Origin of the sequence: Variovorax boronicumulans, from assembly GCF_040544675.1 — a bacterium.
Classification (GTDB): Bacteria; Pseudomonadota; Gammaproteobacteria; order Burkholderiales; family Burkholderiaceae_C; genus Variovorax; species Variovorax boronicumulans_D.
The window spans coordinates 187,797-210,789 of the sequence record NZ_JBEPKK010000002.1; the positions used below are offsets into that span (position 1 = coordinate 187,797).

At 66.5% G+C, this 22,993-nt stretch carries 21 protein-coding genes; 16 read left to right on the plus strand and 5 right to left on the minus strand.

What is annotated here, in order from left to right:
* Window positions 1–5 precede the first annotated feature (5 nt).
* Window positions 6–1,265, plus strand: coding sequence for an MFS transporter (locus ABIC90_RS04190; protein ID WP_354352786.1), 1,260 nt, complete (start codon window positions 6–8; stop codon window positions 1,263–1,265).
* Window positions 1,262–2,056 (plus strand): SDR family NAD(P)-dependent oxidoreductase, encoded by a 795-nt coding sequence (locus tag ABIC90_RS04195; RefSeq protein WP_354352787.1) that lies wholly within the window; start codon window positions 1,262–1,264, stop codon window positions 2,054–2,056. The genes ABIC90_RS04190 and ABIC90_RS04195 overlap by 4 nt, the downstream gene beginning before the upstream one ends.
* Window positions 2,057–2,170: 114 nt before the next feature.
* Here the strand turns inward: ABIC90_RS04195 and ABIC90_RS04200 are convergent, their stop codons facing one another.
* On the minus strand, window positions 2,171–2,782 hold the full coding sequence (locus ABIC90_RS04200; protein ID WP_354352788.1) for a glutathione S-transferase N-terminal domain-containing protein: 612 nt from the start codon (window positions 2,780–2,782) through the stop codon (window positions 2,171–2,173).
* A 133-nt stretch (window positions 2,783–2,915) separates the two neighbouring features.
* Between ABIC90_RS04200 and purB the strand changes: the two genes are divergently transcribed.
* The 4 genes from purB to ABIC90_RS04220 all read left to right on the plus strand — a co-directional run bounded on the left by purB (window position 2,916) and on the right by ABIC90_RS04220 (window position 8,393).
* Complete coding sequence (purB, locus tag ABIC90_RS04205; RefSeq protein WP_354352789.1) at window positions 2,916–4,295, plus strand: adenylosuccinate lyase; 1,380 nt, start codon at window positions 2,916–2,918, stop codon at window positions 4,293–4,295.
* 140 nt (window positions 4,296–4,435) lie between these two features.
* Complete coding sequence (locus ABIC90_RS04210) at window positions 4,436–5,575, plus strand: PepSY-associated TM helix domain-containing protein (protein WP_354352790.1); 1,140 nt, start codon at window positions 4,436–4,438, stop codon at window positions 5,573–5,575.
* Between the two features lie 90 nt (window positions 5,576–5,665).
* Window positions 5,666–7,798 (plus strand): TonB-dependent receptor family protein, encoded by a 2,133-nt coding sequence (locus ABIC90_RS04215; protein ID WP_354353132.1) that lies wholly within the window; start codon window positions 5,666–5,668, stop codon window positions 7,796–7,798.
* Between the two features lie 34 nt (window positions 7,799–7,832).
* Window positions 7,833–8,393, plus strand: coding sequence for a YaeQ family protein (locus tag ABIC90_RS04220; protein ID WP_354352791.1), 561 nt, complete (start codon window positions 7,833–7,835; stop codon window positions 8,391–8,393).
* 19 nt (window positions 8,394–8,412) lie between these two features.
* On the opposite strand, the gene ABIC90_RS04225 is transcribed toward ABIC90_RS04220, so the two are convergent.
* Both ABIC90_RS04225 and ABIC90_RS04230 read right to left on the minus strand, forming a co-directional pair.
* Window positions 8,413–8,718: a putative signal transducing protein gene (locus tag ABIC90_RS04225; protein ID WP_354352792.1), complete on the minus strand. Its 306-nt coding sequence runs from the start codon at window positions 8,716–8,718 to the stop codon at window positions 8,413–8,415.
* Window positions 8,719–8,731: 13 nt separating this feature from the next.
* The gene (locus tag ABIC90_RS04230; RefSeq protein ID WP_354352793.1) at window positions 8,732–9,196 is read right to left on the minus strand and encodes a DUF3717 domain-containing protein; all 465 of its coding nucleotides are present in this window, start codon (window positions 9,194–9,196) and stop codon (window positions 8,732–8,734) included.
* Between the two features lie 496 nt (window positions 9,197–9,692).
* On the opposite strand from ABIC90_RS04230, the gene ABIC90_RS04235 reads away from it, so the two are divergent.
* The 3 genes from ABIC90_RS04235 (at window position 9,693) to ABIC90_RS04245 (ending at window position 11,450) form a co-directional block, all read left to right on the plus strand.
* Entirely contained in the window at window positions 9,693–10,439 is a 747-nt protein-coding gene (locus ABIC90_RS04235) for a TerC family protein (protein ID WP_354352794.1), read from the plus strand.
* A 94-nt stretch (window positions 10,440–10,533) separates the two neighbouring features.
* The gene (locus ABIC90_RS04240; protein ID WP_354352796.1) at window positions 10,534–10,998 is read left to right on the plus strand and encodes a hypothetical protein; all 465 of its coding nucleotides are present in this window, start codon (window positions 10,534–10,536) and stop codon (window positions 10,996–10,998) included.
* A gap of 95 nt (window positions 10,999–11,093) precedes the next feature.
* On the plus strand, window positions 11,094–11,450 hold the full coding sequence (locus ABIC90_RS04245; RefSeq protein ID WP_354352797.1) for a phage holin family protein: 357 nt from the start codon (window positions 11,094–11,096) through the stop codon (window positions 11,448–11,450).
* A gap of 34 nt (window positions 11,451–11,484) precedes the next feature.
* On the opposite strand, the gene ABIC90_RS04250 is transcribed toward ABIC90_RS04245, so the two are convergent.
* Window positions 11,485–13,047 (minus strand): M48 family metalloprotease, encoded by a 1,563-nt coding sequence (locus tag ABIC90_RS04250; RefSeq protein ID WP_354352798.1) that lies wholly within the window; start codon window positions 13,045–13,047, stop codon window positions 11,485–11,487.
* Between the two features lie 60 nt (window positions 13,048–13,107).
* Between ABIC90_RS04250 and moaC the strand changes: the two genes are divergently transcribed.
* A complete protein-coding gene (gene moaC / locus ABIC90_RS04255; RefSeq protein WP_354352799.1) occupies window positions 13,108–13,590 on the plus strand; it encodes a cyclic pyranopterin monophosphate synthase MoaC in 483 nt (160 codons plus the stop codon).
* A 30-nt stretch (window positions 13,591–13,620) separates the two neighbouring features.
* Here the strand turns inward: moaC and ABIC90_RS04260 are convergent, their stop codons facing one another.
* A complete protein-coding gene (locus ABIC90_RS04260) occupies window positions 13,621–15,312 on the minus strand; it encodes a PglL family O-oligosaccharyltransferase (RefSeq protein ID WP_354352800.1) in 1,692 nt (563 codons plus the stop codon).
* A gap of 160 nt (window positions 15,313–15,472) precedes the next feature.
* Between ABIC90_RS04260 and ABIC90_RS04265 the strand changes: the two genes are divergently transcribed.
* From ABIC90_RS04265 to ABIC90_RS04290, 6 genes are read left to right on the plus strand one after another with little or no spacing between them, the layout of a single operon-like run.
* Window positions 15,473–15,973 carry a type IV pilin protein gene (locus ABIC90_RS04265; protein WP_354352801.1) on the plus strand — a complete coding sequence of 167 codons (501 nt, stop codon included), beginning with the start codon at window positions 15,473–15,475 and terminating at the stop codon, window positions 15,971–15,973.
* On the plus strand, window positions 15,964–16,599 hold the full coding sequence (locus ABIC90_RS04270) for a GspH/FimT family pseudopilin (protein ID WP_354352802.1): 636 nt from the start codon (window positions 15,964–15,966) through the stop codon (window positions 16,597–16,599). Before ABIC90_RS04265 ends, ABIC90_RS04270 begins: the two co-directional genes overlap by 10 nt.
* Window positions 16,596–17,000, plus strand: coding sequence for a type IV pilus modification protein PilV (gene pilV / locus ABIC90_RS04275; protein ID WP_354352803.1), 405 nt, complete (start codon window positions 16,596–16,598; stop codon window positions 16,998–17,000). Before ABIC90_RS04270 ends, pilV begins: the two co-directional genes overlap by 4 nt.
* Complete coding sequence (locus tag ABIC90_RS04280) at window positions 16,997–18,166, plus strand: PilW family protein (RefSeq protein ID WP_354352804.1); 1,170 nt, start codon at window positions 16,997–16,999, stop codon at window positions 18,164–18,166. Before pilV ends, ABIC90_RS04280 begins: the two co-directional genes overlap by 4 nt.
* On the plus strand, window positions 18,163–18,768 hold the full coding sequence (locus ABIC90_RS04285; protein WP_354352805.1) for a pilus assembly PilX family protein: 606 nt from the start codon (window positions 18,163–18,165) through the stop codon (window positions 18,766–18,768). Before ABIC90_RS04280 ends, ABIC90_RS04285 begins: the two co-directional genes overlap by 4 nt.
* A 19-nt stretch (window positions 18,769–18,787) precedes the next feature.
* Window positions 18,788–22,951: a PilC/PilY family type IV pilus protein gene (locus ABIC90_RS04290; RefSeq protein WP_354352806.1), complete on the plus strand. Its 4,164-nt coding sequence runs from the start codon at window positions 18,788–18,790 to the stop codon at window positions 22,949–22,951.
* Window positions 22,952–22,993 lie beyond the last annotated feature (42 nt).

Sequence of the window (22,993 nt, forward strand, 5' to 3'; positions counted from 1 at the left end):
CTCTCGTGTCGACCTTCGGACCTCTGGACGGTTTGCGCTACGGCCTGCTCGGGCTGCCGCTGGCGTTTGTCGCGCTGCCGCTGTACGTGCTGCTGCCCAACCACTACGCACGCGATTTCGGCGTGCCGCTGGCCACGCTGGGCGCGGTGCTGCTGGGCGCGCGGTTGCTCGATGCGCTGATCGACCCGCTGCTCGGGCGGCTCAGCGACCGGCTTCACGCGCGCTCGCCGCAAACGGTGCTGGGCTTCGGTGCGGTGGCGGCAGGCGTGCTGCTGCTGGGCTTCGGCCTTTTGTTCTTTCCGCAGCTGCTGGTCGATCCGGCGCGCCACGGCCTGCTGCTCGTGGTGGCCGCGGTGCTGCTCGCGCTGACCTACGCGGGCTACAGCATGCTGAGCATCGCGCACCAGTCGTGGGGCGCGATGCTGGGCGGCGATGCCGTGCAGCGCGGCCGCATCGTGGGCTGGCGCGAAGGCATGGGGCTGGTCGGCGTGGTGCTCGCGTCGGTGATGCCGTCGCTCGCGGGCCTGCCTGCGACGGTGGGCATGTTCGGCGTGTTGCTGGTGCTGGGCTGGGCCTTCTGGACGCGGGCGCCACGACCGGTGCTGGGCGCCGCGCCGCATGCGGCGGTCGACCTGCGGCTGCCGCTGCGCCGCCCGGCGTTTCGCCGGCTACTCGCGGTGTTCGTGCTCAACGGCATCGCGAGCGCGGTGCCGGCCACGCTGGTGCTGTTCTTCGTGCAGGACCGGCTGCGCGCGCCGGCCGCCATGGAGCCCGCGTTCCTCGGCCTGTATTTCGTGGTGGCTGCGGCGTCGATTCCCGTGTGGCTGCGCATCGTGCGGCGCTGGGGCCTGGCGCGCAGCTGGTTCGGCGGCATGTGCATGTCGGTGGCGGTGTTCGCCTGGGCCGGTGCGCTGGGCGCGGGCGATGCGGTGCCGTTCCTGGTGGTGTGCGCGCTGTCGGGTTTCGCGATCGGCTCGGACCTCGTGCTGCCGGGCGCCTTGCTGGCCGGACTCATTGCCGAGGCCGGCGACCAGCCGCATGCCGGCGCGTACTTCGGCTGGTGGAATTTCGCGACCAAACTCAACCTCGCGCTGGCCGCCGGCCTGGCCCTGCCGCTGCTCGGGCTCGCCGGCTACACGCCCGGCGCGCGCGACGCTTCCGCGCTGCAGGCCTTGTCGCTCGCCTACTGCCTGCTGCCGTGCGTGCTCAAGGTGTTCGCGGGTGCGGCGCTGTGGGTGCTGGTGATCCGGCCGACCGCGCGATGAAGCCTTTCAATCCGCCGCTGGCCGATTGGCAGGGCAGGACGGCATGGATCGTCGGCGCCTCCTCGGGCATCGGCCGCGCCACGGCGCTGGCGTTGCTCGAGCGCGGGGCGCGGGTGGCGGTGTCGTCCCGCAACGCCGAGGCGCTCGAAGAACTGGCGGCGCTGCACAACGATGCCGGCTCGCCCCCGCGCGTGATCGTGCTGCCGCTGGACGTGTGCGATGCCGCCGCCGTGGCCGCCGCCCATGCGCGCCTGCAGGCGACGGCCGGCAGCGTCGACCTCGTGCTCTTCAATGCGGCCACCTACAACGTGCTGCGCGCCGACGCGTTCGCGCTCGACGAAATGCTCGCGCACCAGCAGGTCAACTATGTGGGCGCGCTCCATGTGCTGGCCGCGGTGCTGCCCGGGTTCGTGGCGCGCGGCGCGGGCCATGTGTCGCTCACGGCCAGCGTGGCCGGTTTTCGCGGGCTGCCCAAGAGCCTGGCCTACGGCCCAACCAAGGCCGCGCTCACCAACCTGGCCGAGGTGCTCTACATCGACCTGCATGCGCGCGGCATCGGCGTGAGCGTGATCCAGCCGGGCTTCGTGGCGACCGCGCTCACGGCGCAGAACGACTTTGCGATGCCGGCGCTGATCACGCCGGCGCAGGCCGCCGAGGCGATGCTCGAGGGCTGGCGACGGGGCGCCTTCGAGATCCACTTTCCGCGCCGCTTCACCTTCTGGATGAAGCTGATGCGGCTGCTGCCGTACCGGCTCTACTTTCCGGCTGTGGCCCGGTTCACGGGGCTTTGAAACGAAGGGGCTTCTTCGAGGGACACCGTGGAACCGGCTTCGCCGGGCCACCGGTGTCGCCCCCGGCGAGGGGGTTGGCGAAGCGACACGAAGTGCGCGCAGCCTGGGGGAGAGTCAAGGTTGTGTGTCGATGAAGCTGGGGCGAAGCATGAGCTTGTCATACAGCTTGGCGAGATTGCTGTGGTCGCCGCGCCAGTCGATATCGGGAAAGCGCAGGTTCAGCCAGCCCAGCGTGCAGCCCACCGCGATGTCCGACAGGCTCAGGTGGATGCCGCTGCAGAAGGGCTTGTCGCCCAGTCCCTTGGACATGGCGGCCACGCCGTCGATGACCTTCGTGCGCTGGCGTTCGACCCAGCTGGTGCTGCGCTCGTGGTCGTTGCGGCCGGACCAGGTGGCTTCCAGCCGCCAGAGCACGCCGGCGTCCATGACGCCGTCGGCCAGCGCTTCCCAGGTCTTGACCTCGGCGCGCTCGCGGCCTTGTTGCGGAATGAGCTTTCCTACCGGAGACAGCGTGTCCAGATATTCCACGATCACGCGGGAGTCGAACATCGCCTCGCCGCCTTCCATGATCAGGCAGGGCACCTTGCCCAGCGGATTGGAATTGGAGATGGTGGTGTCCGCGGACCAGACGTCTTCGATCACGAACTGGTAATCGAGCCGCTTTTCGGCCAGCACCACGCGCACCTTGCGCACATAGGGGCTGGCGGCGGATCCGATCAGTTTCATGAAGACTCTCTCCCGTTGCTTCTTGATGACATTAGTTCACAGCCATTTTAGGTGAAGGGGCGAACCGGCCGTCCGGATACACCCCAATCTGTAGGAACGGCCCCACGGATCGGCGGCCGCCTAAAATTCGGGCATGAGCTTTTCCACCGTCTCCGCCCTCTCCCCCCTTGACGGTCGCTACGCGGCCAAACTCGCGGCCTTGCGCCCGCTGATGAGCGAACAGGGCTACATGCACCGTCGCGTGCAGGTCGAGGTGGCGTGGTTCATTGCGCTGTCCGACTGCGGCTTCGCCGAGTTCAGGCCGCTGACGGGCGGTGCCCGCAAGTACCTGCTGGGCCTGGTGTCGCATTTCTCCGAAGCCGACGCGCTGGCCATCAAGGAAATCGAAAAAACCACCAACCACGACGTGAAGGCGGTCGAATACTGGATCAAGTCCAAGTTCGAAGCCCGTCCCGAGCTGCTCGCCGCCGCCGAGTTCGTGCATTTCGCCTGCACCAGCGAAGACATCAACAACACCAGCCACGCCCTGCAGATCCAGGCCGCGCGCGAAAAGGTGGTGCTCCCGGCCATCGACGGCCTGATCGCCAAGCTGCGCGAAATGGCGCACCAGTTCGCCGGCGTGTCGATGCTCTCGCGCACGCACGGCCAGACCGCCAGCCCCACCACCGTGGGCAAGGAAATCGCCAATGTGGCGGTGCGCCTGTCGAAAGCGCGCGCACAGATCGCCGCGGTGCAGCTGCTGGGCAAGATGAACGGCGCGGTCGGCAACTACAACGCCCACCTGGCCGCCTGGCCCGACTTCGACTGGGAAGCCTTCAGCCGCAAGGTCATCGAGACGCCCGCGCCGCTGGGCCTGGGCCTGAGCTTCCAGCCGTACAGCATCCAGATCGAGCCGCACGACTACATGGCGGAGCTGTTCGACGCGGTGGCCCGCGCCAACACCATCCTCATCGACTTCTCGCGCGACATCTGGGGCTACGTGAGCCTGGGCTACTTCAAGCAGCGCCTGAAGAAAGGCGAGATCGGCTCCTCGACGATGCCGCACAAGGTCAACCCGATCGACTTCGAGAACGCCGAAGGCAACCTGGGCCTGGCCAACGCGGTGCTGCGCCACCTGAGCGAGAAGCTCCCCATCAGCCGCTGGCAGCGCGACCTGACCGACAGCACGGTGCTGCGCAACATCGGCGTGGCCTTCGGCTACGCCACGCTGGCCTATGCGAGCCTGGCCACGGGCCTGGGCAAGCTCGAACTCAACGAGGAAGCGCTGGCCGAAGACCTCGACGCTTCGTGGGAAGTGCTGGCCGAGCCGATCCAGACCGTGATGCGCCGCTACGGCGTGCAGGGCGCCTACGAGCAGTTGAAGGAAGTGACGCGCGGCAAGACCGTCACGGCCGAAGCGCTGCACGGGCTGATCCGTTCACTGGCCATTCCTGATGAGGAAAAAGCCCGCCTGCTGGCCATGACGCCGGCCAGCTACGTCGGCAAGGCCGCCGAGCTCGCCACTAGAATCTGAGGCTCTCGTGCATCGATCCACCCACCGCCGCGAGCGGTGGGCCGGACTCGCACACAAACCCCGACTTCCCAGCCAACGCGTCCTCTCACGGGCGTGCCAGCCGACAACCATGACGGGACTCTCCGAAGTCCCCGTGATTCATGCTGCGCGCTCCGTTGCGACGTCTCTGGCTGAAGATCCATCGCTGGGTCGGCCTCACCCTCGGGCCGGTGCTGGCCCTCACGGCGCTGCTCGGCGCGGTGCTGGTGGTGGCCAAGCCGATCGACCGCCAGGTTCATTCCGACTTCTTCGTCGCGCGCAGCGCGGGTGATGCCATCGCGGCCGCGGCCGCATTGCCGCTCGAGGCGCTGCGCCTTCGCATCACCGCCGAGTTCGGCCCCGACACCAACTTCACGCTGCGCCCGCCGCACCACGCCGACGAAACGCTCTGGGTGCTGGTGCGCGGCAAGTGGGAAGGCACGCTCTACCTCGACCCGGGCACCGGCGCCGAGCAGGGCCGGCGCGGCGCCGAAGAAGGCTTCTACAACCTGGCCTACAAGATTCACAACAGCCTGCTGCTGGGCAGCACCGGCAAGAGCATCCTGGCTTTCGTGGCGCTGGCCTACCTGTTCCTGCTGGTGACGGGATTGGTGCTGTGGTGGCCGGTGCGCTGGCCGCCGTCGCTGCGCATCGTGCTGAACCGCGGATTGCTGCGCGGCCTCTTCGACCTGCACCGCACGGGCGGCGCGGTGCTCGGCCTGCTGATCGCGGTGTCGGTGGCCACGGGCGCCTACATGGCGTGGCGGCCGTTGGGAGACTTCATCTCCGCCGCCATGGGACAACACCCGGTCAAACCGCCGTCGATCCCCAAGGGCGGGGCGATCGGCCCGCGCCTGCCGCTGGACGAACTCGTTGCGCGCGCGCAGCAGGTGCATCCCGGCCAGCCGATCGGCTATGTGCTGGTGCCCGGCAAGGCGGACCGGCCGATCCGCGTGCGTTTCCGGCTGCCCGACGACCCGCACCCCAACGGCATCAGTTCCGTGTGGCTCAACCCGATGAGCGGCGAGGTGCTGGCCGCGCGCAAGTGGCAAGACCTGGACGCCGGCAACGGCGCGGTGGCGGTGATCTTTCCGCTGCACACGGGCGAACTGGGCGGGGTGGCCCACCAGATCGTCACCGCGCTGCTCGGCCTCGCGCTCGCCGGCCTGGGTTTCAGCGGCGTCTGGCTCTGGTGGCGCCGGCGCGCCATGGCCGCGGCCGCCGCCCGGCGCGGCGCGCTTGCCGACCGCACGACGTACTGAAGAAGAAAAAGCCCCCACGTCCTGCGCACGGTTTTCAGTTTTTTTTCGGAGGAGTTCCCCTTGTTCCCGCACAAACGCACCGCCATTGCGATGGCCTTGTTACCCCTGAGCCTTCAGAGCTTCGCAGCCGACGCCGAGCCTGCGGCCGCCCCGTCGAATTCGCTGGAGACCATCACCGTCACGGGTGACTGGCTCGCAAGCCCCAACGAAACCAAGGTGCTGGAGCACGCAGGCGCGCGCAGCATCGTCGAGCGCAGGCAGATCCAGGAAAGCGGCTCGTCGAGCGTGCGCGACGTGCTGCGCCAGGTTCCGGGCGTGCAGGTGCAGGAGAGCAGCGGCACGGGCGGCAGCGACATCTCGCTCAACGTGGGCGTGCGCGGTCTCACCTCGCGGCTGTCGCCGCGCTCGACCATCTTGCTGGACGGCGTGCCGCTGGCCTATGCGCCCTACGGCCAGCCGCAGCTCTCCCTTGCGCCGCTGTCGATCGGCAGCATCGAGACGGTGGACGTGGTGCGCGGCGCGGGCTCGGTGCGCTATGGCCCCCAGAACGTGGGCGGCATCATCAACTTCGTGACGCGCGCGATCCCCAAGCAGTTCTCGGGCGAGGTGGGCGTGGGCATCGAGAGCGCCGGCCACGGCGGCGGCACCAAAACCACGCCCAGCCTGTTCGTCGGCGGCACCAACGACAAGGGCCTCGGCCTCGCGTTGCTGTACTCGGGCACGCACGGCGATGGCTTTCGCCAGGGCAACGACCACGTCGGCATCGACGACCTGATGCTCAAGGGCGCCTACCGCATCTCGGGCACCGACGACATCGCGGTGTCGCTGCATCACTTCGAGGGCACGGGCCGCATGCCGGGCGGGCTGACCACCGCGCAGTTCGCGGCGAACCCGTTCCAGTCGGACCGGCGCTTCGACGAATTCACCGGCCGCCGCACCGACGGCTCGGTCAAGTACACGCACAACGACGGCGTGAACAAGTTCGAGATGCTGGGCTACTACACCGACTCGTTCCGCAGCAGCTACCTGGAGCAGGAAGGCACCGGCGCCAACGCCAAGAGGCGCCGCCTGACCACCGCGCCGCGCAACTACAAGACCTTCGCCGTCGAGCCGCGCTATTCGCGCCTGTTCGATTCGGGCAGCGTGGTGCAGGAAGTCAGCGTGGGCTTCCGCTACCTCAGGGAAGAAGCCTCCGAGGTGGCGGCGCGCACCGGCTACTACACGCCTTCGCCGTTCGAGAATGCCTACAGCCGCACGCAGGCGCCCTACCAGACCAGCAAGGGCGGCACGGTCGCGCACGCGTTCTACATCGACGACCGCATCGACTTCGGCAACTGGACGGTCACGCCCGGCGTGCGCTACGAATCGATGCGCTCGCACAACGATGTCTTCACCGTGGCGAACAATCGCATCACCAACGCGATCTATCCGAAGATCGATTCCAACGAGGTGCTGCCGACGCTGTCCGTGCTCTACCGCATGAGCGAGCGCTGGTCGCTGTTCGCGAATGCGGGCGTTTCGTTCGGACCGCAGCAGTACGCGCAGCTCGCGCAGTCCACCACCGGCCTGCACCCCGAAAAAGCCAAGACCTACGAAATCGGCACGCACTACAAGGGCGAGGCCTGGAGCGGCGAGCTGACGCTGTTCAACATCAACTTCGACAAGGAGCTGCAGCTCGCGCGCTCGATCACCGGCGACACCGGCCAATGGACCGACCTGGGCGCCACGCGGCATCGCGGGCTGGAGTCGGCGCTGCGCTACGACCTGGGTGAGATGAGCGCCGCGCTCAGGGGCCTGTCGGTGTCGGGCACCTACACGTACACGCAGGCCACCTCCAAGGCCGGCAACTTCGCCGGCCGCGACCTGCCGTTCTACTCGCGCCAGGTGTTGACGCTGGGCGCGCGCTACGAGCGCGGCCCGTGGACGCTGAATGCCGACATCTACGCGCAATCGAAGCAGCGCTCGCCGGGCTCGCCGGACGACAGCGCGAAGTACGTCACGCTGGAAGACTCGACCGGCCGGCTCGGCAACATCCCGGGCTACGCCACGATGAACCTGCGCGCCGCATACGACTTCGGTCCGTCGATGAGCAACCTGAAGCTGGCCGTCGGCATCAAGAACCTGTTCGACCGCCGCTACTACAACCGCTCGATCGACAACAACGGCGGCAAGTACGTGGGCCAGCCGCGCACGGCGTACCTGCAGGCGTCGGTGGCGTTCTGAAGCTCATGCAGCGCGGGCATACACTCGCGCACCCATGGCCCTCAAATCCACCATCTTCAAGGCCACCCTCGCGGTGGCCGACATCGACCACGGCTATTACGCCGACCATGCGCTGACCCTGGCGCGCCACCCGAGCGAAACCGACGAGCGGATGATGATCCGCCTCGTCGCGCTCGCGCTCAACGCGCACCAGCTGCAGGACGTGTGCAACGGCGACGGCACGCTCGCTTTCGGCGCGGGCCTCTCGAACGTCGAGGAGCCCGATGTGTGGCTGCGCGACTTCACGGGCCAGATCAAGATCTGGATCGAGGTCGGCCAGCCCGAGGACAAGCCGGTTCTCAAGGCCTGCGGCAAGGCGGACGAGGTGATCGTCTACTGCTTCAACCACGCGGCCGAGATCTGGTGGCGCGGCATCGAGAACAAGCTCACCCGGCCGCAGAACCTGAAGGTCTACCGCGTGCCGACCGAGGCCTCGCAGGCGCTGGCCGCGCTCGCCCAGCGCAGCATGCAGCTGCAGGCCACCATCCAGGAAAACACGCTTACGCTGGGCGACGGCACGAACAGCATCGACGTCGAACTCGTTCGCTGGAAGTAGGTCTTGCAGCCGCGCGGCGTCAGGCCGCCGGCATCATCTCGCCGCATTGCCAGCACTGCTCGAAGCCGCCCTCGACGCGTTCGCCGCACACGCACTGCCAATTGCGCTGCGGCCGGTGCTGCACGGCATGCAGCAATTCCTTTGCGCGCTCGAACTGGCTCTCGTCGTCGATCCAGATCTCGGGCAGGCACTGGTCGGGCGGCAGCTGGCCCATGACAGCGCCCAGGAACTCGCGCTGCACCGTCGCCGCCACGCCGTCCTCGCGCAGGGCGTGAACCCACAAGGTCGCGATCGCAAGGTTGGGCGCTTGGGCGAGGCGACGCATGCGGTATGCCTCTTCAGGGGGTGTCGTCGGGGCCGAGGGGCTCGGCCGGATCGTCGGGCCATTGCGGGGGTTCCGCTTCGCGCGCCCGTTCGGCGTATTTGTTGAAGCGCCAGGCCGAGTCTTCCATGGTGATCCGGCGCCAGGTCACGCGCTTCTCGACCGGCGTCATCGCGGGCCAGTGCTGCACCTCGTCGAAGCTGCGGCCGCAGCCCTTGCACTGGTCGTCGCCCTGGCTGGTGGAGCAGATCGCGATGCAGGGGGTGTCGGGGGTGCTGTGGTACCAGTCGAGCCAGGCGGCCCAGGCCTTGGGCGGAAAGCCGACCTCGTCGACCTCGTCTTCGTGGTGGAACACCATGAGCGCGTAGACCTCGGCCAACGCGCGCAATTCGGACGCCAGCGTGATGCCGTCGGGCGAGGGACTTTTCTCCCGCCAATGGTTGATGGCGGCCTCGATGTCGGTGATGTGAATGGCGGCCATGGGGAGTGAAAAAACGGCGAGCGGCGATCATAGTCCGCCAATGTCCCGCAGGCCGGCAAGGCCATCGCCGCTACGAAACACATAGCGCCAGAAGGCCTGTTGAAAGCCTTTTCCAGCCGGTTGGTGTAGCGGCGCGGAAAACTTTAGATTGCCACGGCGCGGGCTTCGATGATCTAATCCCGCCCACGAAGGGGAGTAGCTCCCGGCCGCCGTGCACAACGGCGGGCATCGTCAGGTCGTCAATACGAAGCAAAACACTTCCGGCCTGTCGGACAACGCATGCGCGGCCTGGCGCAGGCGCTGTCGAGCAAGACCTTCGATTTGAACCTGCGCAGGTTTGGTCGAAGCGTTCGCGAGTCCCCGGTTTCCCCGGTGCCCTCCATCCTCGCTTTCGATCAGCCCCGTGCGGGATGAATCGAAACGCATCGGTATGCGCCTGTCTGTCGTCGTCCAACCCGGGAGCGGCAGGCGCGGCGCAAAAAACAAAGAGGAATCTATGGAACAGTTCATGGCCCCAGAGTTCTGGGTCGCGGTCGGTCAGATCATCATGATCGACATCCTTCTTGGCGGCGACAACGCCGTCGTCATTGCACTGGCGTGCCGCAAGTTGCCGCCCGCCCAGCGCACCCAGGGCATTCTTTGGGGTACCGCGGGCGCCATCATCCTGCGCGTGATCCTGATCTTCTTCGCGCTCACGCTCCTTGCCATTCCGTTCCTGAAACTGGTCGGCGCCATTCTGCTGGTGTGGATCGGCATCAAGCTTCTGGCACCGGACCATGACGATGCGCACGGCAACATCACCGGCAGCGACAAGCTGTGGGGTGCCGTCAAGACCGTGATCATTGCCGACCTGGTGATGAGCGTGGACAACGTGATCGCCATCGCCGGTGCCGCACAAGGCGCGGGCGAAGGCCACCAGATGCCGCTCGTGATCTTCGGCCTGCTGGTGAGCATTCCGATCATCGTCTGGGGCAGCCAGCTGGTCATCAAGCTGATGGACCGCTTCCCGATGATCATCACGGCCGGCGGCATGCTGCTGGGCTGGATCGCCGGCACGATGGCCGTCTCGGACCCCGCGCTGGCCAACACCGCCGCATGGACCTGGGTGCCGAAGGTGCCGCAGACCGACACAATCAAGTACGCAGCCGGCATCGGCGGCGCACTGCTGGTGCTCGCGATCGGCAAGTGGGTGGCCATGCGCCAGGCCCGCAGCAAGCCGGCAGCGGCCGCCACGCACGGCTGAAGCGCTGGCTTACCCCATTGATCGCTGCAGGCTTCGCCCGGAAACTATCCTGTCCCACAAGTCTCTGCCACTCTAACTATCTGAAGGAGCACTCATGGAAAAGATCATTCTTTATGTCGACGACGCCGTGTATGCCAGCGAGCAGTTCGCCGAACTGGCGCCGGATGCCGACAACGTCGTGGCACGCCATTGGGTGCTCGTGGCCTGCGCGCCGCGCATGACGCATCGCATCAGCAAATGGGTGAGCCACAGCGCGCGCGAGAACTGGCGCGCCAAGTGGTTCAGCAAGGTGCAGGCGCAGCTGCTGCCCCTGCTCGAGCGCAACGGCGGCCAGGTGACACCGGTGCTGGCCAAGGGCCCGCTGGCCGAGCTCACGGTGCAGCTCAAGCGCGAGCACGCCGCCACGCATGTGGTCGATGCGCGCCGCCCGAAGATCGGCGTCGACCTGGAGCCGGTCTCGCCGGACCAGAAGCCGGCCCAACAGACGGGCTGGGCTTTTCCCGGCGCGGTGATGGGCATGGGCGCGCTGCTGATGCTGGCGAACGAGCTGGCGGAGTAAGTAGCAAACCCCAGGGACAACGCTCCTCGACGAGCCCCGGTGCGGCAACGCCCCGGGGCTCGTTCTTTTGGAGACGCTGGGGTATCCTGCGCCGCATGCGCATCATCATCAAATGGCTGCTCAGCGCCCTCGCGCTGCTGGCAGTGGCTTATCTCTACAGCAGCGGTGTCCAGATCCAGAGTTTCGGCTCCGCGCTCATCGCAGCCGCGGTCATCGGCTTGCTCAACATGATCGTGCGGCCGGTGCTGGTGGTGCTCACGCTGCCGGTCACCATCGTCACGCTGGGCCTCTTCCTGTTCGTGATCAACGCGCTGCTGTTCTGGGCGGCGTCGGGGTTGCTCGGCGGCTTTCAGGTCAACGGCTTCGTGGCCGCGCTGATCGGCTCGCTGATCTACTCGCTGCTGGGGCTGGTCATCGAATCGGCACTGGGCGGGCTGCTCTCCAAGCGCTGAACACGCAGCCGCTGCGGCGGTTGCCGCACCCGCCCTACTTGAGCGGCGGCTCCTCGGCCTGACGCTTCACCAGCACATCGACCGCGCGCGCGCGGGTGTCGATGATCGACGCCTCGTAGTGGTCGATGGGGCCGTCCGACTTGCGCACCAGCTCCTGCGCCGCCTTGAAGCGATCGCGCGCGGCCGGGTAATCGAGGATGGCCACGTTGGCCTCGGCATCGGCCCGCACCGCGCGCAGCGTGTCGCCCTGCGCGCCGTACAGATTGCCCAGCGCGCGCCACACCGTGGCATCGCGCGGGTTCGTCGCCACCCAGTCGCGCAGCGGGGGAATCATCGGCGCCGGCTGGCGCATGGCGGTCGCGGCCTCGGCCGCGAGGATCATCTCGGGCCGCTCCTTCGACTTGGCGTCGAGCAAGGCGGCGGCCTTGGGCGCCGCGCCCGCGGCCAGTTCGATCTCGGCCTGCAGCCAGCGCGCCTGCTTTGCCGCGGCGGGATCGTCGGCCGTGCGCGCCACCAGCCGCTCGGCCAGCGTGCGCGCCGCCTTGTAGTCGCGCAGCTCCTTGGCCCCGAGCGCCGCGGCGTAGAGCGTGCCCGCCTGCTGGGCCGGCGAGCTTTTTGCAAACTCGCCGCTTGCGGCCGACGCGATCCAGAGGCGCAGCACATCGACACCCGGCCGCGTCAGCACGCGGGCGCGCGAGGCGATCATGGCGTGGTCCATGGCCAGCGGCATCGCGGGCGCCGTGTCCATGCGGAACTGGAAGCGGCCCTGCATGTCCGAGATGCGCTCGGTCGTCAGCGGATGGCTGCGCAGGTAGGGGTAGGAGCCGTTGTCGTTCAGGCGCGAGGCGTACTGCAGCTTTTCGAACATCGCCGCCGCGCCCTGCGGCGCAAAGCCCGCCTGCGTCATCACGCCGAAACCGATGCGGTCGGCCTCGCGCTCCATGTCGCGCGAAAAGCTCAGCTGGTTCTGCATGAAAAGCGCCTGGCTGCCCATGATCACCGCCTGGCCGGCATCGGAGTTGCGGCTCTTGCTGGCCGCGATCATCCCGAGGATGAGCCCCGCCACCATCAGCGGCATCTGCTTGCCCTGCTTGTTCATCATGCGCGAGATGTGGCGCTGCGTGACGTGCGAGAGCTCGTGCCCGAGCACCGTGGCCAGCTCGTCGCGGCTGCCGACCGCGGCCACCAGCCCCAGGTTGAGCCCCAGATAGCCGCCGGGCAGCGCAAAGGCATTGATGTTGCGGTCGCGGCCCAGCAGGATGGTCCAGGCGAAGCGCTCGTCGAGCTCGGGCGTGAGCTCGCCGCGCGCGCGGGCCGCCGTCAGCAGGCGCTGCCAGATCTCCTGCACGTAGGCGGAGATCACCGGGTCGTCGATGTAGTCGGTGTCGCGGTACAGCTCGCGGGCGATCTGGTCGCCCAGGCTGCGTTCGGCGCTGGCCGTCATTTCGCCGCCGTCGCCGAGGCCGGGCAGCTGCATCTGTGCGCCGGCAGGCACCGGCGCCAGAGCCTGGGCAGCTATCAAAACGGTAGCGCATATCGCTCGCAGCGCGGGCAGTGCGGGGGTCTTGGGCTTTGCGAAGGGAGTCAAGCGCGGCATTCCTCGTCCATGGCTCGGGCTCGTATGATGCGCCTTCAAAACGAACGTTCACCCCACGCCATGAACACTCTCACCCACTTTGACGCCCACGGCCAGGCGCACATGGTCGATGTGGCCGCCAAGCCGGCCACCCACCGCGTGGCCGTCGCCACCGGACGCATCGAGATGCAGCCGGCAACGCTGGCGCTGATCGAATCGGGAACCGCGAAAAAGGGCGATGTGCTGGGCATCGCGCGGATCGCCGGCATTCAGGCGGCCAAGAAGACGAGCGACCTGATTCCGCTGTGCCATCCGCTGGCGTTGACGCGGGTGGCGCTGGGTTTTGCGCTGGCCGAGGCCGGGAGCGTGCCGCAGGTGGTGTGCACCGCCACCGTCGAGACGGTGGGGCCGACCGGCGTGGAGATGGAGGCGCTCACGGCCGTGCAGGTGGCGCTATTGACGATCTACGACATGTGCAAGGCGGTGGACCGGGGGATGCGGATCAACGATGTGCATGTGCTGGAGAAGCATGGGGGGAAGTCGGGGAGTTGGGTGGCGGAGTGACGCACCAGCGGCCCCAGCGGTTCATGGCCGCTACGGTGCAATGCCCTCGCCGGCGTCCTGGCCCTGCTGCATCCAGCGCGCGAAGTCCGCGGGAAACGCATTCCTGAATCGCTCGGCTTCTTCTTGCGCTTCTTTCTCGAATCCCAGCAGTTCCGCACTTTCGATGCGCTTGACGATGACGCGCGGCTCGGGCGAGAAATGCAATGTGCGCTCGGCCAGTGCGTGCATGTGGGCGGCGTTTGCCGGTGTCACCGTGGTCAGCGTCAACTCGGCGAAATCGACCTGCCGTGAGAACAGCCACGAACCCTTGATCCTGGCGAGCGTGTCGTCTTCGTAGGCGGACAGGCGCTCATCGCGCGGCAGATAGATCTGGCTGATGCGGATGTAGTCCCAGGCGGCATAGCCTACGGTCGCCAACAGCACCGTTGCAGCAAGCGGCGCGGTACGGCTCGCCAGCCTTCGGGCCCGGCCCGGCCACAGCAGCCCGATGCAAAGGCCGAAGACCAGCTGAAACGGCCCGTACCACAGCGGGTATTCGAGCAGGCTGTGCAGCACGATCGCGCCCAGCATGCCCCAACCCATCAGGCGTGCCGGGTCGCGCTCTTTCCAGGGCCGGGCCGACAGCACCATCCAGACAAAGCCCCCGCAAATCAGCGCGGCCGCCGGAATTCCGAGTTCGACGGCCAGGTGCAGCGGCAGGTTGTGCGCGTTGTCGAGAATTTCGACGAAACGCCCGCCGTCGTAGGGTGTGCTGTAGTGCGCGAAGGCCAGTTCTCCCCACCCCCAGCCGGTCCACGGACGCTCTGAAATCAGCGTCAGCACGTTGCGCCACAGGAGCCAGCGGCTGTGGTCGTCCGGCGCGCCCGTCTTCAGGCGTTCGATCATGCTTTCGACGACACCGTCGCCACCCGCGAGCCTGGGAAGTATCCAGGCCATCGCAAAGTACAGCGGCACCGTGGAAAGCAGCCAGCCCGGGGCGGGCAGGTGCCATCGGACGTTCGGGTTTCGGGGTGAGCCTTGCCGCTCCCGCCAGGCGATGAAACTCGCCACCCCGACGATGGCCAGCAACTGCAGCAGCCCGGTGCGCGATGTCGATGCGGCAGCCGCGATCAGCAACAGCACACCCGCGCCCGCCAGCGCCAGTCGCACCCGCACCGCGCCGCATGTGGCGTAGAGCCACAGTGCCGCGCAGGCGGAGAGGCTGATCAAGGTGGCGAACTGGTTGCGCTGGCGCAGGTTGCCGTAGGCCTGCCCCAGGCCCGGCGACGTGGTCCACGGCACCAGCGGCTCGGCAAGGCCGTAGTACTGGAGCAAACCCAGCACCGCGCTGACCAGCCCGGCGGCGAGGATGCCGCGGGCAAGCAAGGAAGACACTGCCCCGCGATCACGCGCCAGGCCGCTGCCCACGCACGCGGCGGCCGCGATACCGGCCATCGCAAGGCAGGCGGCCAGCCAGGACGCATGCGAACCCCAGGCGGAGGCCACGATGAGCAGCCCGCCCGTTGCCAGCCAGAGCCATGTGCCGCGCGCCGGCGAGCCCACCGGCCCGGTCAACAGCAGCGCCGCCAGGCAACCCCATGACACCAGGAGCTGCCAGACGTTGGCCGACGGACCTCCGACCAGCGGACAAAGGAACGGGAATGCGACGAGAAAGGTACGGGCGCCCGCCAGCGACCTGGAAGCGGGCGAAACGGCATCGGCGTATGCCGCGTCGGGCGTCATCCGGCCGATTGTGCCGGTCGGGCATGCCGACGAATGGTCATTCGCGTCAGATGGATGGATTTGCACAAACTGACACCAAGAGACATCCTTTAACAATTGTCATTAATTGTTGCTCGCCTGTTCCCGGCCCTGCCGAACACGGCTGAAAAGGTGCCCCTAGATGAAACAACTCGCTCGCAAGCAAAGCGGCCAAGCCGGCCGGTCCCAGGGTTTCACGCTGATCGAAATCATGATCACCGTGGTGATCATCGGCATTCTTGCTGCCATTGCGATTCCGAGCTACCAAGACTATGTGCGGCGCGGCTATGTGGTGGACGGCACGAATGCACTGGCCACCATGCGGGCGGACATGGAGCGGTATTTTCAGGACAACCGCACCTTCGAGAAGTTGAGCACCACGGTGCTGCCGCCTTGCCACGCCGATTTAGACGAGAGCAAACGCAAATTCGGCAACTTTGTGGTCAGTTGCGCCGGAGCCGCCGATCTCAAGCCCACGCAATTCACGCTAACGGCGACAGGAAGTGGGCCGGCCAATGGTGTTGTTTACACCCTCACTGAACTCAATGTGCGCGCCACGACGGGAATGCCATCGACATGGTCGGGTTGGACGTCGCCTTGCACCACCGCGTGGATCGTCAAGAAGGGGCAATCGTGCTCCTGAACACCGCGCCATCCCAGCATCGCCGCAGGGGTTTCACACTGGTCGAAATGATCGTCGTGGTGGCGATCATGGCGCTGCTCGCAGGGCTCGCCATGCCGTCCATGCTCGGCTGGGTGCGCAACAACAAGATCCGCACGGTTGCCGACTCCTTGCAGAACGGGTTGCGGCAGGCGCAAACGGAAGCCACGCGCCGCAGCCGGCAAGTGGTGTTCTCTCTCACGGATGGCACGCCCACCGGCACCACCTATACAGCCAAGGCCAACGGCAGCAATTGGGCCATCAGCACGGTGGCCCCGGCCGACTCGGACGCAACGGCTGCGTTTGTCGAGGCGGGCATCCTGCGCGATGTCGGCTCCAACGTCGTGATCGCTGGCCCCGTGGCGTCGGACAGCGCCGTCACGTCCATCTGTTTCAGCTCGATCGGGCGTCTCGTGGCAAACGACACGCCAGGACCCACAAGCGGAAACTGCAAAGCCGTTGCTGCTCGTTACGACATAACGATGAACGACAGCAAGACAGGCGACCGGCCACTGCGCGTCACCGTCGCACTGGGCGGACAAGTCCGCATGTGCGACCCGGCGCGAACCCTCTCAGCCACCCAGCCAGACGGCTGCCCCGCGTCATGAAACAGCCTCTCGAAAAAATGCGCCGCCATCGCAGCCAGGCCGGCGTAGCGCTGCTCGAAGTCCTGGTGTCGGTGCTTCTCTTTTCCTTGGGTCTGCTGGGCCTCATCGGACTGCAGGCACGCGCCATCAGCTTCTCCGTGGATGCCGAGGACCGCAATCGCGCCGCGCTGCTCGCCAACGAGGTGGTGGCCCTCATGTGGCTCAATCGCTCGCCCACCGTCCCAGCGGATGCCCTGACCGCTTGGAAAAATCGTGTCAAGGACGCCAAGGCCACCGGCCTGCCCGATGGCGAAGGTGAAGTCACCGTCTCCGGCAAGACAGCCAATGTGACCATCACCTGGCAAGCCCCGTCGCGCAGCACGCGCAGCCAACTCAAGACCCACGTGGAACTGCCCCTATGAGCATCCGGCAAATCAAGCGCGCGGTGCAGGAGCGCGGCCTCACCCTGATCGAACTTCTGGTCGCCATGGTCATCGCGCTGGTGGTGACGCTGGCGGTCACCAGCGCCGTGACCTTCGGCGAATCGACCAAGCGCACGACCACGTCCGTCAACGACATGAACCAGTCGGGCTCCTACTCGGCCTACCTGCTGGACCGCGCGGTGCGCAGCGCCGGCTCGGGCTTCACCCAGTCGTGGGACCTGGGTGTGTTCGGCTGCAAGCTGCAAGCCAAGCTCAGCGGCAGCGTGATCCTTCCGCGAACCACTGTCTTTCCGGCGCCGTTCGAAAAATTTCTCGGCGATGCCGCCGGCGTCGCCAACCTTCGGGTCGCGCCGCTGCTTATCGGCAAGGGGCAGTCGTCGGACGGCAAGTCGGACGTGCTGATGGTGATGGGCGGCAATGCCGCGGCCGGCGACGTTCCGCGACCGATCATTTCCGCAGGCGCCAGCGACAAGATCGTTCGCCTGGACAACACCGTTCAACTCAAGAAGAACGACATTGCGCTGGTCAGCCAGGTGGACCAGGACTGCCTGCTCGAGCAGGTCGATGGCTCGTTCGTGGACAGCCTCAACAACGAACTCGTGACGCTCGACGGCAAGTACTACACGGCCGGCGTGGGCACCACGCTCACTTCACTGGCTGCCAGCGGCGCCGCCTACCTCACGCCGCTGGGCAACGCCACCGCCGGCAACGTGCAGTTCCAGCTCTTCGGCATCGGCCCGAACAACACGCTGATGAGCTACGACCTGCTGCGCGGCGACGGCACCGACACCACCCGCGCGCTGGCCGACGGCGTCATGGAGATGCATGCGCTCTACGGGCTGGACACCAACACCGACGGCATCCTGGACGGATGGAAAGCACCCGATGCCACGGGTTTCGACGTCAAGACGATGATGGAATCCGGCGCGCTGAGCCGGCAAGTGGTGGCCGCCCGCATCGGCCTGATCCTGCGAAGCCCCACGCTCGAGCGCGAAGAAGTCTCCCTGACCATTCCCGCGATGTTCGCCGACACAGGCCTCAAGCGCGACGAAGTCGCACTCACCGGCGACGCCCGTCGCTACCGGTACCGGGTCGTCGAATTCACCATTCCTTTGCGCAACCCCCTGTTGCTGCCCAAATCATGATTACTTCCTTGCACCGGCAGCGCCGGGGGCGCCGCGAGCGCGGCGTCGTGCTGCTCATCTGCCTGATCGTTCTTGTCATCCTGCTGGCCGGCGGCGTTGCGGTGATGCGCTCGATGAACACCTCGCTGTCCAGCGCCGGCAACCTCGCCTTCAAGCGCGACCTCGTCAACCAGGGCGAGCAAGCGGCGGTCAAGGCTTTGGCGCTGTTCGAGTCAGGCGTGCTGTCCGCAGCGGGCGCGGACGCCGCCGATGTGAAGGCATCGAACTACAGCGCCAGCACGCTCGCGTCCAACGACAGCGGCATCCCGCTCGCACTGCTGAAGGACGAGCTCTACAACGCGAAGGCGTCCGACACCATCGAGCAGACCGCCGACTTCGTGAAGATCCGCTACCTCATCGACCGCCTGTGCTTCGAACCAGGCGCGGCGACCAAGGCGAAATGCGTCTACGCCCCCGCCACCACCGACGTGCGCGGCGGCAGCGTCCAGGAATCGGGACGCCCACCCCCACCCAAGGCCTTGGTCTATCGACTGAGCGTGCGGGTGGACGGCCCTCGCGACACGCAGGTGTTCCTGCAGTCCTCTTTCACGAAGCCCGAATAACGAATCGCGGACGACGACCATGAACAAAATATCGACCCTTGCCGCGCGACTGGCCGGCTCCGCCGCCCTGGCCGGCGCTTTCCTCGCGATGCCCGGCCTGGCCGGCGCGGCGAGCCTGGCGGACCAGCCGGTCTTTGCCACCTCCAACGTGCCGGGCAACCTGGCGCTCACGCTGTCTGTGGAATGGCCAACGGCCTCCCGTACCGCGCACACCGCGGCCTATGCCAGCGCCAGCACCTTCCTGGGCTACTTCGACCCGGCCAAGTGCTACACCTACGTGGTCGACACCACCGCCAACGAAACCAACACCGGCGACAAGAGCTTCTTCGATCCAACGGCCGTGGCCGTCAATCGCAAGTGCGACGGCACGAAGTGGAGCGGCAACTTCCTGAACTGGGCGGCCACGGCGACCATCGACCCGTTCCGCTGGGCCATGACAGGCGGCAGGCGCGTGGTGGACACGGCGACCGACACCATCCTCGAGAAGGGCTATCACTCCGGACAAGGCCTGTTCGACGATCGCACCCTTCCCGTCGCCGAAATCGCGGGTGCCACGCCGTTCAGCAATGCCACCAGCCTGGGTATTTCGGTCAACGGCCGCAAGTACGCGATGCGCATCACCGCGTCGGGCGCGTCGCTGAAGGGCGAGTACTACAACGCCGCCAACAAGTCGCTCATCGGCGCCCCCACCGTCACCGTGAACCAGGACAACGGAGACCACGAATGGGGCAACGGCGCGCCCGTGACAGGCATCGGCGCAGACAATTTCGCCGCGCGCTTCACGGGCAGCTTCATTGCGCCTGCCACCGGCAACTACACGTTCCGGGTGCGGGCGGACGACGGCGTGCGCCTGTGGGTGGGCGGGCAGCTGCGGATCGACAAATGGATCGACCAGGGCCCGACCAACTACGACGCCACGGTCGCGCTGACTGCAGGCCAAAGCTTCGACGTGAAGGTCGAGTACTACGAGAACGGCGGCGGCGCGGTCATGCAGCTCCTGTGGAAGAGGCCCGGCAGCAACAGCTTCAACACCTTCACCACCGACATCGCTGCCTCGGTCACCAACGACTACACCATGCGCAACAGGGTTTGCAACCCTAAGGCACCTGGCGGCGTGGAAAGCAACTGCAAGCAGTACGGCGACAACTGGAAGCCCGAGGGCCTGATCCAGCAGTACGCGCGGCGCATGCGCTTCAGCGCCTTCGGCTACCTGAACGAAGACGGCAACGACCGTGACGGCGGCGTGATGCGCGCACGCCAGAAGTTCGTGGGCCCGCTGAAGCCGGTGCCGGGCCTGCCCGACACAGCCAACACGCTGAAGGAATGGGACGAAAACACCGGCGTGTTCGTGCGCAACCCCGACCCGCTCGATGCCGCGGCCACGTCCGCCAACGACGTGACCATTTCGGACAGCGGCGTCATCAACTACCTCAACAAGTTCGGCCAGATCATTCCCGGCAACTACAAGTCGAACGACCCGGTCAGCGAGCTCTACTACGCGGCGCTTCGCTACTACCGCAACCTGGGCAACGTGGAGGACTGGAGCAACCTCAACACCAAAGACAAGAACACCACGGCCAAGCGCCTGGACGGGTTCCCAGTGATCAAGAAGTGGGACGACCCGATCCAATACTCGTGCCAACGCAATTTCGTTCTGGGCATCGGCGACATCTACACCCACGCCGACAAGAACGTCCCAGGCAACACCAACACGGCCAACGAACCAGCGATGCCCGCGGCAGTGAAGGCCGACACAACCGTCAATGCCGTGACGGCCACCAACAAGGTCGGCGTGCTGCAAACCGGCCTGGGCACCACCTTCGGCACCAACACCAACGTGTCGAACAACTGCTGCAGCAACAACTCGGCGCTGATGGCGGGCCTTGCCTACGACGCGAACACCAAAGACATCCGTCCCGACGATCCGAAAAGTCTCAATACGATCGGCAAGCAGACGGTTCAGACCTACTGGGTCGACGTGCTCGAACAGTCCTTCCAGTCCAACAACCAGTTCTACCTGGCCGCGAAATTCGGGGGGCTCAAGATCCCCACGAGCATGCAAAGCACGTTCGACCCGTATACCTTCAACGACGCCATTCCGCAGACCTGGTGGGCGACGAGCGGCGACACCCTCACGAACACCCGCAACAACGTGACGCAACCGCGACCGGACAACTACTTCACCGCGGGCCGGCCCGATTCGATGGTGGACGGCCTGACCAAAGCCTTTGCGAGCATTGCCAACGCCATCAAGTCGTTCACCACCTCGTTCTCGCTGTCGAGTCCGCAGGTGTCTGCGGAAGGCGCCAACTCCTACGCGTCGCAATACGACTCGAACGGCTGGACCGGCGTGATCACCGGCAGCAAGCTCACCTTTCCGAACGGCGTGCCGACCCTGAACGAAGTGTGGACCACCGCCACCACGCTGGAAAACCAGCTGGCCGGTGCCGGCTGGGACACGGCACGCCGCGTGGTCACATGGAACGGCACCGCGGGCGTGCCTTTCCGCAAGGCCAACCTGAGCGCCGCGCAATCCACCGCGCTCAATTCGCCGTGGCTTGCGGGTGACGACAGCGGCGACTACCTGAACTACCTGCGCGGCGACCGCAGCAAGGAAAGAACGATCACCGACGAAACCAAGCCTTACCGTCGCCGCGCCTTGCTGCTGGGCGATATCGTGAATGCCAAGGTCACGCCGGTGGGGCCGCCCTCGTCGCAGTTCTCGAACACGGTCAATCCGGGCTATGCGAAGTTCAAGACCGACTACGCACTGCGCCCGACCATCGTCTACGCCGGTGCCAACGACGGCATGCTGCATGCGTTCAACGGTGCGATGAGCGGCAGCGATGCCGGCAAGGAATTGTTCGCGTACGTGCCGAGCATGCTGTTCTCCGGCCCCAGCAACCCGGCCACGCCGGGGCTCGACGGCCTGGGCCAGCTCGGCAACCCCGAGTACGAGCATCGCTACTACGTGGATGCGTCGCCCAAGGCTTTCGACATCGACTTCAACACCGCGGGCGGTGTCTTCACCACCACGCCGACCGGCAACAACTCCGACTGGCGCACCGTGCTCATCGGTGGCCTGGGCAAGGGCGGCAAGGGCTTCTATGCCATCGACGTCACGAATCCCGCGGGCATGACCAGCGAAGACATCATCAAGGGCAAGGTGCTCTGGGAGTTTTCCGCCGCGACCACAGGCGTGGGCGACACCCTGGGCTTCAGCTTCGGCACGCCGGTGGTTCTGAAGACCAAGAAGTACGGCTGGGTGGTGGTGTTCACGTCGGGCTACAACAATACCGACGGCTTCGGCTACGTGTACTTCGTGAACCCCAAGACCGGCGCGCTGCTCGAGAAGGTGCAGACCCCCACGTCATCGGCCGGACTGACGCAGCTCACCGCGTACATCACCGACTTCACGGACGGCACCGCCGACGCGCTCTATGCGGGCGACCTGAACGGGCAGCTCTGGCGCTTCGACGTGACCGCGGCCAAGGGCAGCGTCGGCGCCTACCCCGTGCCGCTGAAGCTGGCGACCCTGGCGGACGGCAGCAGCAACGCGCAACCCATCACCACGCAGCCGCTGGTGGAAATCGACCCCAAGTCCAAGAAGCGCTACGTGCTGCTCGGCACGGGCCAGTTGCTGGACACCGTGGACATCAACTCGACGGCGGGCCAGACCTTCTACGCCATCATCGACGGCACGGCGAGCGGCTTCGGCACCACCGGCACCTACCCGATCACGCGCAGCGTCCTGGGCGAACTGACGGAAAACAACCTGAAGGGCACCACCGTGTTCACCCTTGGCAACAACCAAGGCTGGTATCTGGACCTGGGCAAGGACGCTGGCTCCGGCATTACCTGGCGCATGACGCTGAGCCCGACTTCGTTCAACGGCGTGGTGGTTTTCTCCAGCCTGCTGACCACGGGGGATGCCTGCAGCCCGTCGGGACAAAGCCGCATCTACGCGGTGAACTACGGCTCCGGCACGACGGCGCTGGCAACCGGCGCGGCCTACCTGAGCTATCCCAGCGCGATCACCGACATCCAGATCATCAACAACAACGGCCGCATGCAGGGCATCGCGGGCAATGTGAAGGGTGAAGTGAACCAGCCGCCCATCGACTTCGGCAAGGGGACGGGGCTGCGGTTGTTGAATTGGCGGGAAGTGCCGACTATTGATTGAGGAGTTTTTCCTCAATGGCCGGATGGATAAATATCCGGCCTG

Bases quoted from the DNA above. Each gene is read 5' to 3' on its own strand.
- ABIC90_RS04195 (WP_354352787.1), top strand. From the start codon at position 1,262: ATGAAGCCTTTCAATCCGCCGCTGGCCGATTGGCAGGGCAGGACGGCA.
- ABIC90_RS04200 (WP_354352788.1), bottom strand. From the start codon at position 2,782: ATGAAACTGATCGGATCCGCCGCCAGCCCCTATGTGCGCAAGGTGCGC.
- purB (WP_354352789.1), top strand. From the start codon at position 2,916: ATGAGCTTTTCCACCGTCTCCGCCCTCTCCCCCCTTGACGGTCGCTAC.
- ABIC90_RS04210 (WP_354352790.1), top strand. From the start codon at position 4,436: ATGCTGCGCGCTCCGTTGCGACGTCTCTGGCTGAAGATCCATCGCTGG.
- ABIC90_RS04215 (WP_354353132.1), top strand. From the start codon at position 5,666: ATGGCCTTGTTACCCCTGAGCCTTCAGAGCTTCGCAGCCGACGCCGAG.
- ABIC90_RS04220 (WP_354352791.1), top strand. From the start codon at position 7,833: ATGGCCCTCAAATCCACCATCTTCAAGGCCACCCTCGCGGTGGCCGAC.
- ABIC90_RS04225 (WP_354352792.1), bottom strand. From the start codon at position 8,718: ATGCGTCGCCTCGCCCAAGCGCCCAACCTTGCGATCGCGACCTTGTGG.
- ABIC90_RS04230 (WP_354352793.1), bottom strand. From the start codon at position 9,196: ATGGCCGCCATTCACATCACCGACATCGAGGCCGCCATCAACCATTGG.
- ABIC90_RS04235 (WP_354352794.1), top strand. From the start codon at position 9,693: ATGGAACAGTTCATGGCCCCAGAGTTCTGGGTCGCGGTCGGTCAGATC.
- ABIC90_RS04240 (WP_354352796.1), top strand. From the start codon at position 10,534: ATGGAAAAGATCATTCTTTATGTCGACGACGCCGTGTATGCCAGCGAG.
- ABIC90_RS04245 (WP_354352797.1), top strand. From the start codon at position 11,094: ATGCGCATCATCATCAAATGGCTGCTCAGCGCCCTCGCGCTGCTGGCA.
- ABIC90_RS04250 (WP_354352798.1), bottom strand. From the start codon at position 13,047: ATGCCGCGCTTGACTCCCTTCGCAAAGCCCAAGACCCCCGCACTGCCC.
- moaC (WP_354352799.1), top strand. From the start codon at position 13,108: ATGAACACTCTCACCCACTTTGACGCCCACGGCCAGGCGCACATGGTC.
- ABIC90_RS04260 (WP_354352800.1), bottom strand. From the start codon at position 15,312: ATGACGCCCGACGCGGCATACGCCGATGCCGTTTCGCCCGCTTCCAGG.
- ABIC90_RS04265 (WP_354352801.1), top strand. From the start codon at position 15,473: ATGAAACAACTCGCTCGCAAGCAAAGCGGCCAAGCCGGCCGGTCCCAG.
- pilV (WP_354352803.1), top strand. From the start codon at position 16,596: ATGAAACAGCCTCTCGAAAAAATGCGCCGCCATCGCAGCCAGGCCGGC.
- ABIC90_RS04280 (WP_354352804.1), top strand. From the start codon at position 16,997: ATGAGCATCCGGCAAATCAAGCGCGCGGTGCAGGAGCGCGGCCTCACC.
- ABIC90_RS04285 (WP_354352805.1), top strand. From the start codon at position 18,163: ATGATTACTTCCTTGCACCGGCAGCGCCGGGGGCGCCGCGAGCGCGGC.
- ABIC90_RS04290 (WP_354352806.1), top strand. From the start codon at position 18,788: ATGAACAAAATATCGACCCTTGCCGCGCGACTGGCCGGCTCCGCCGCC.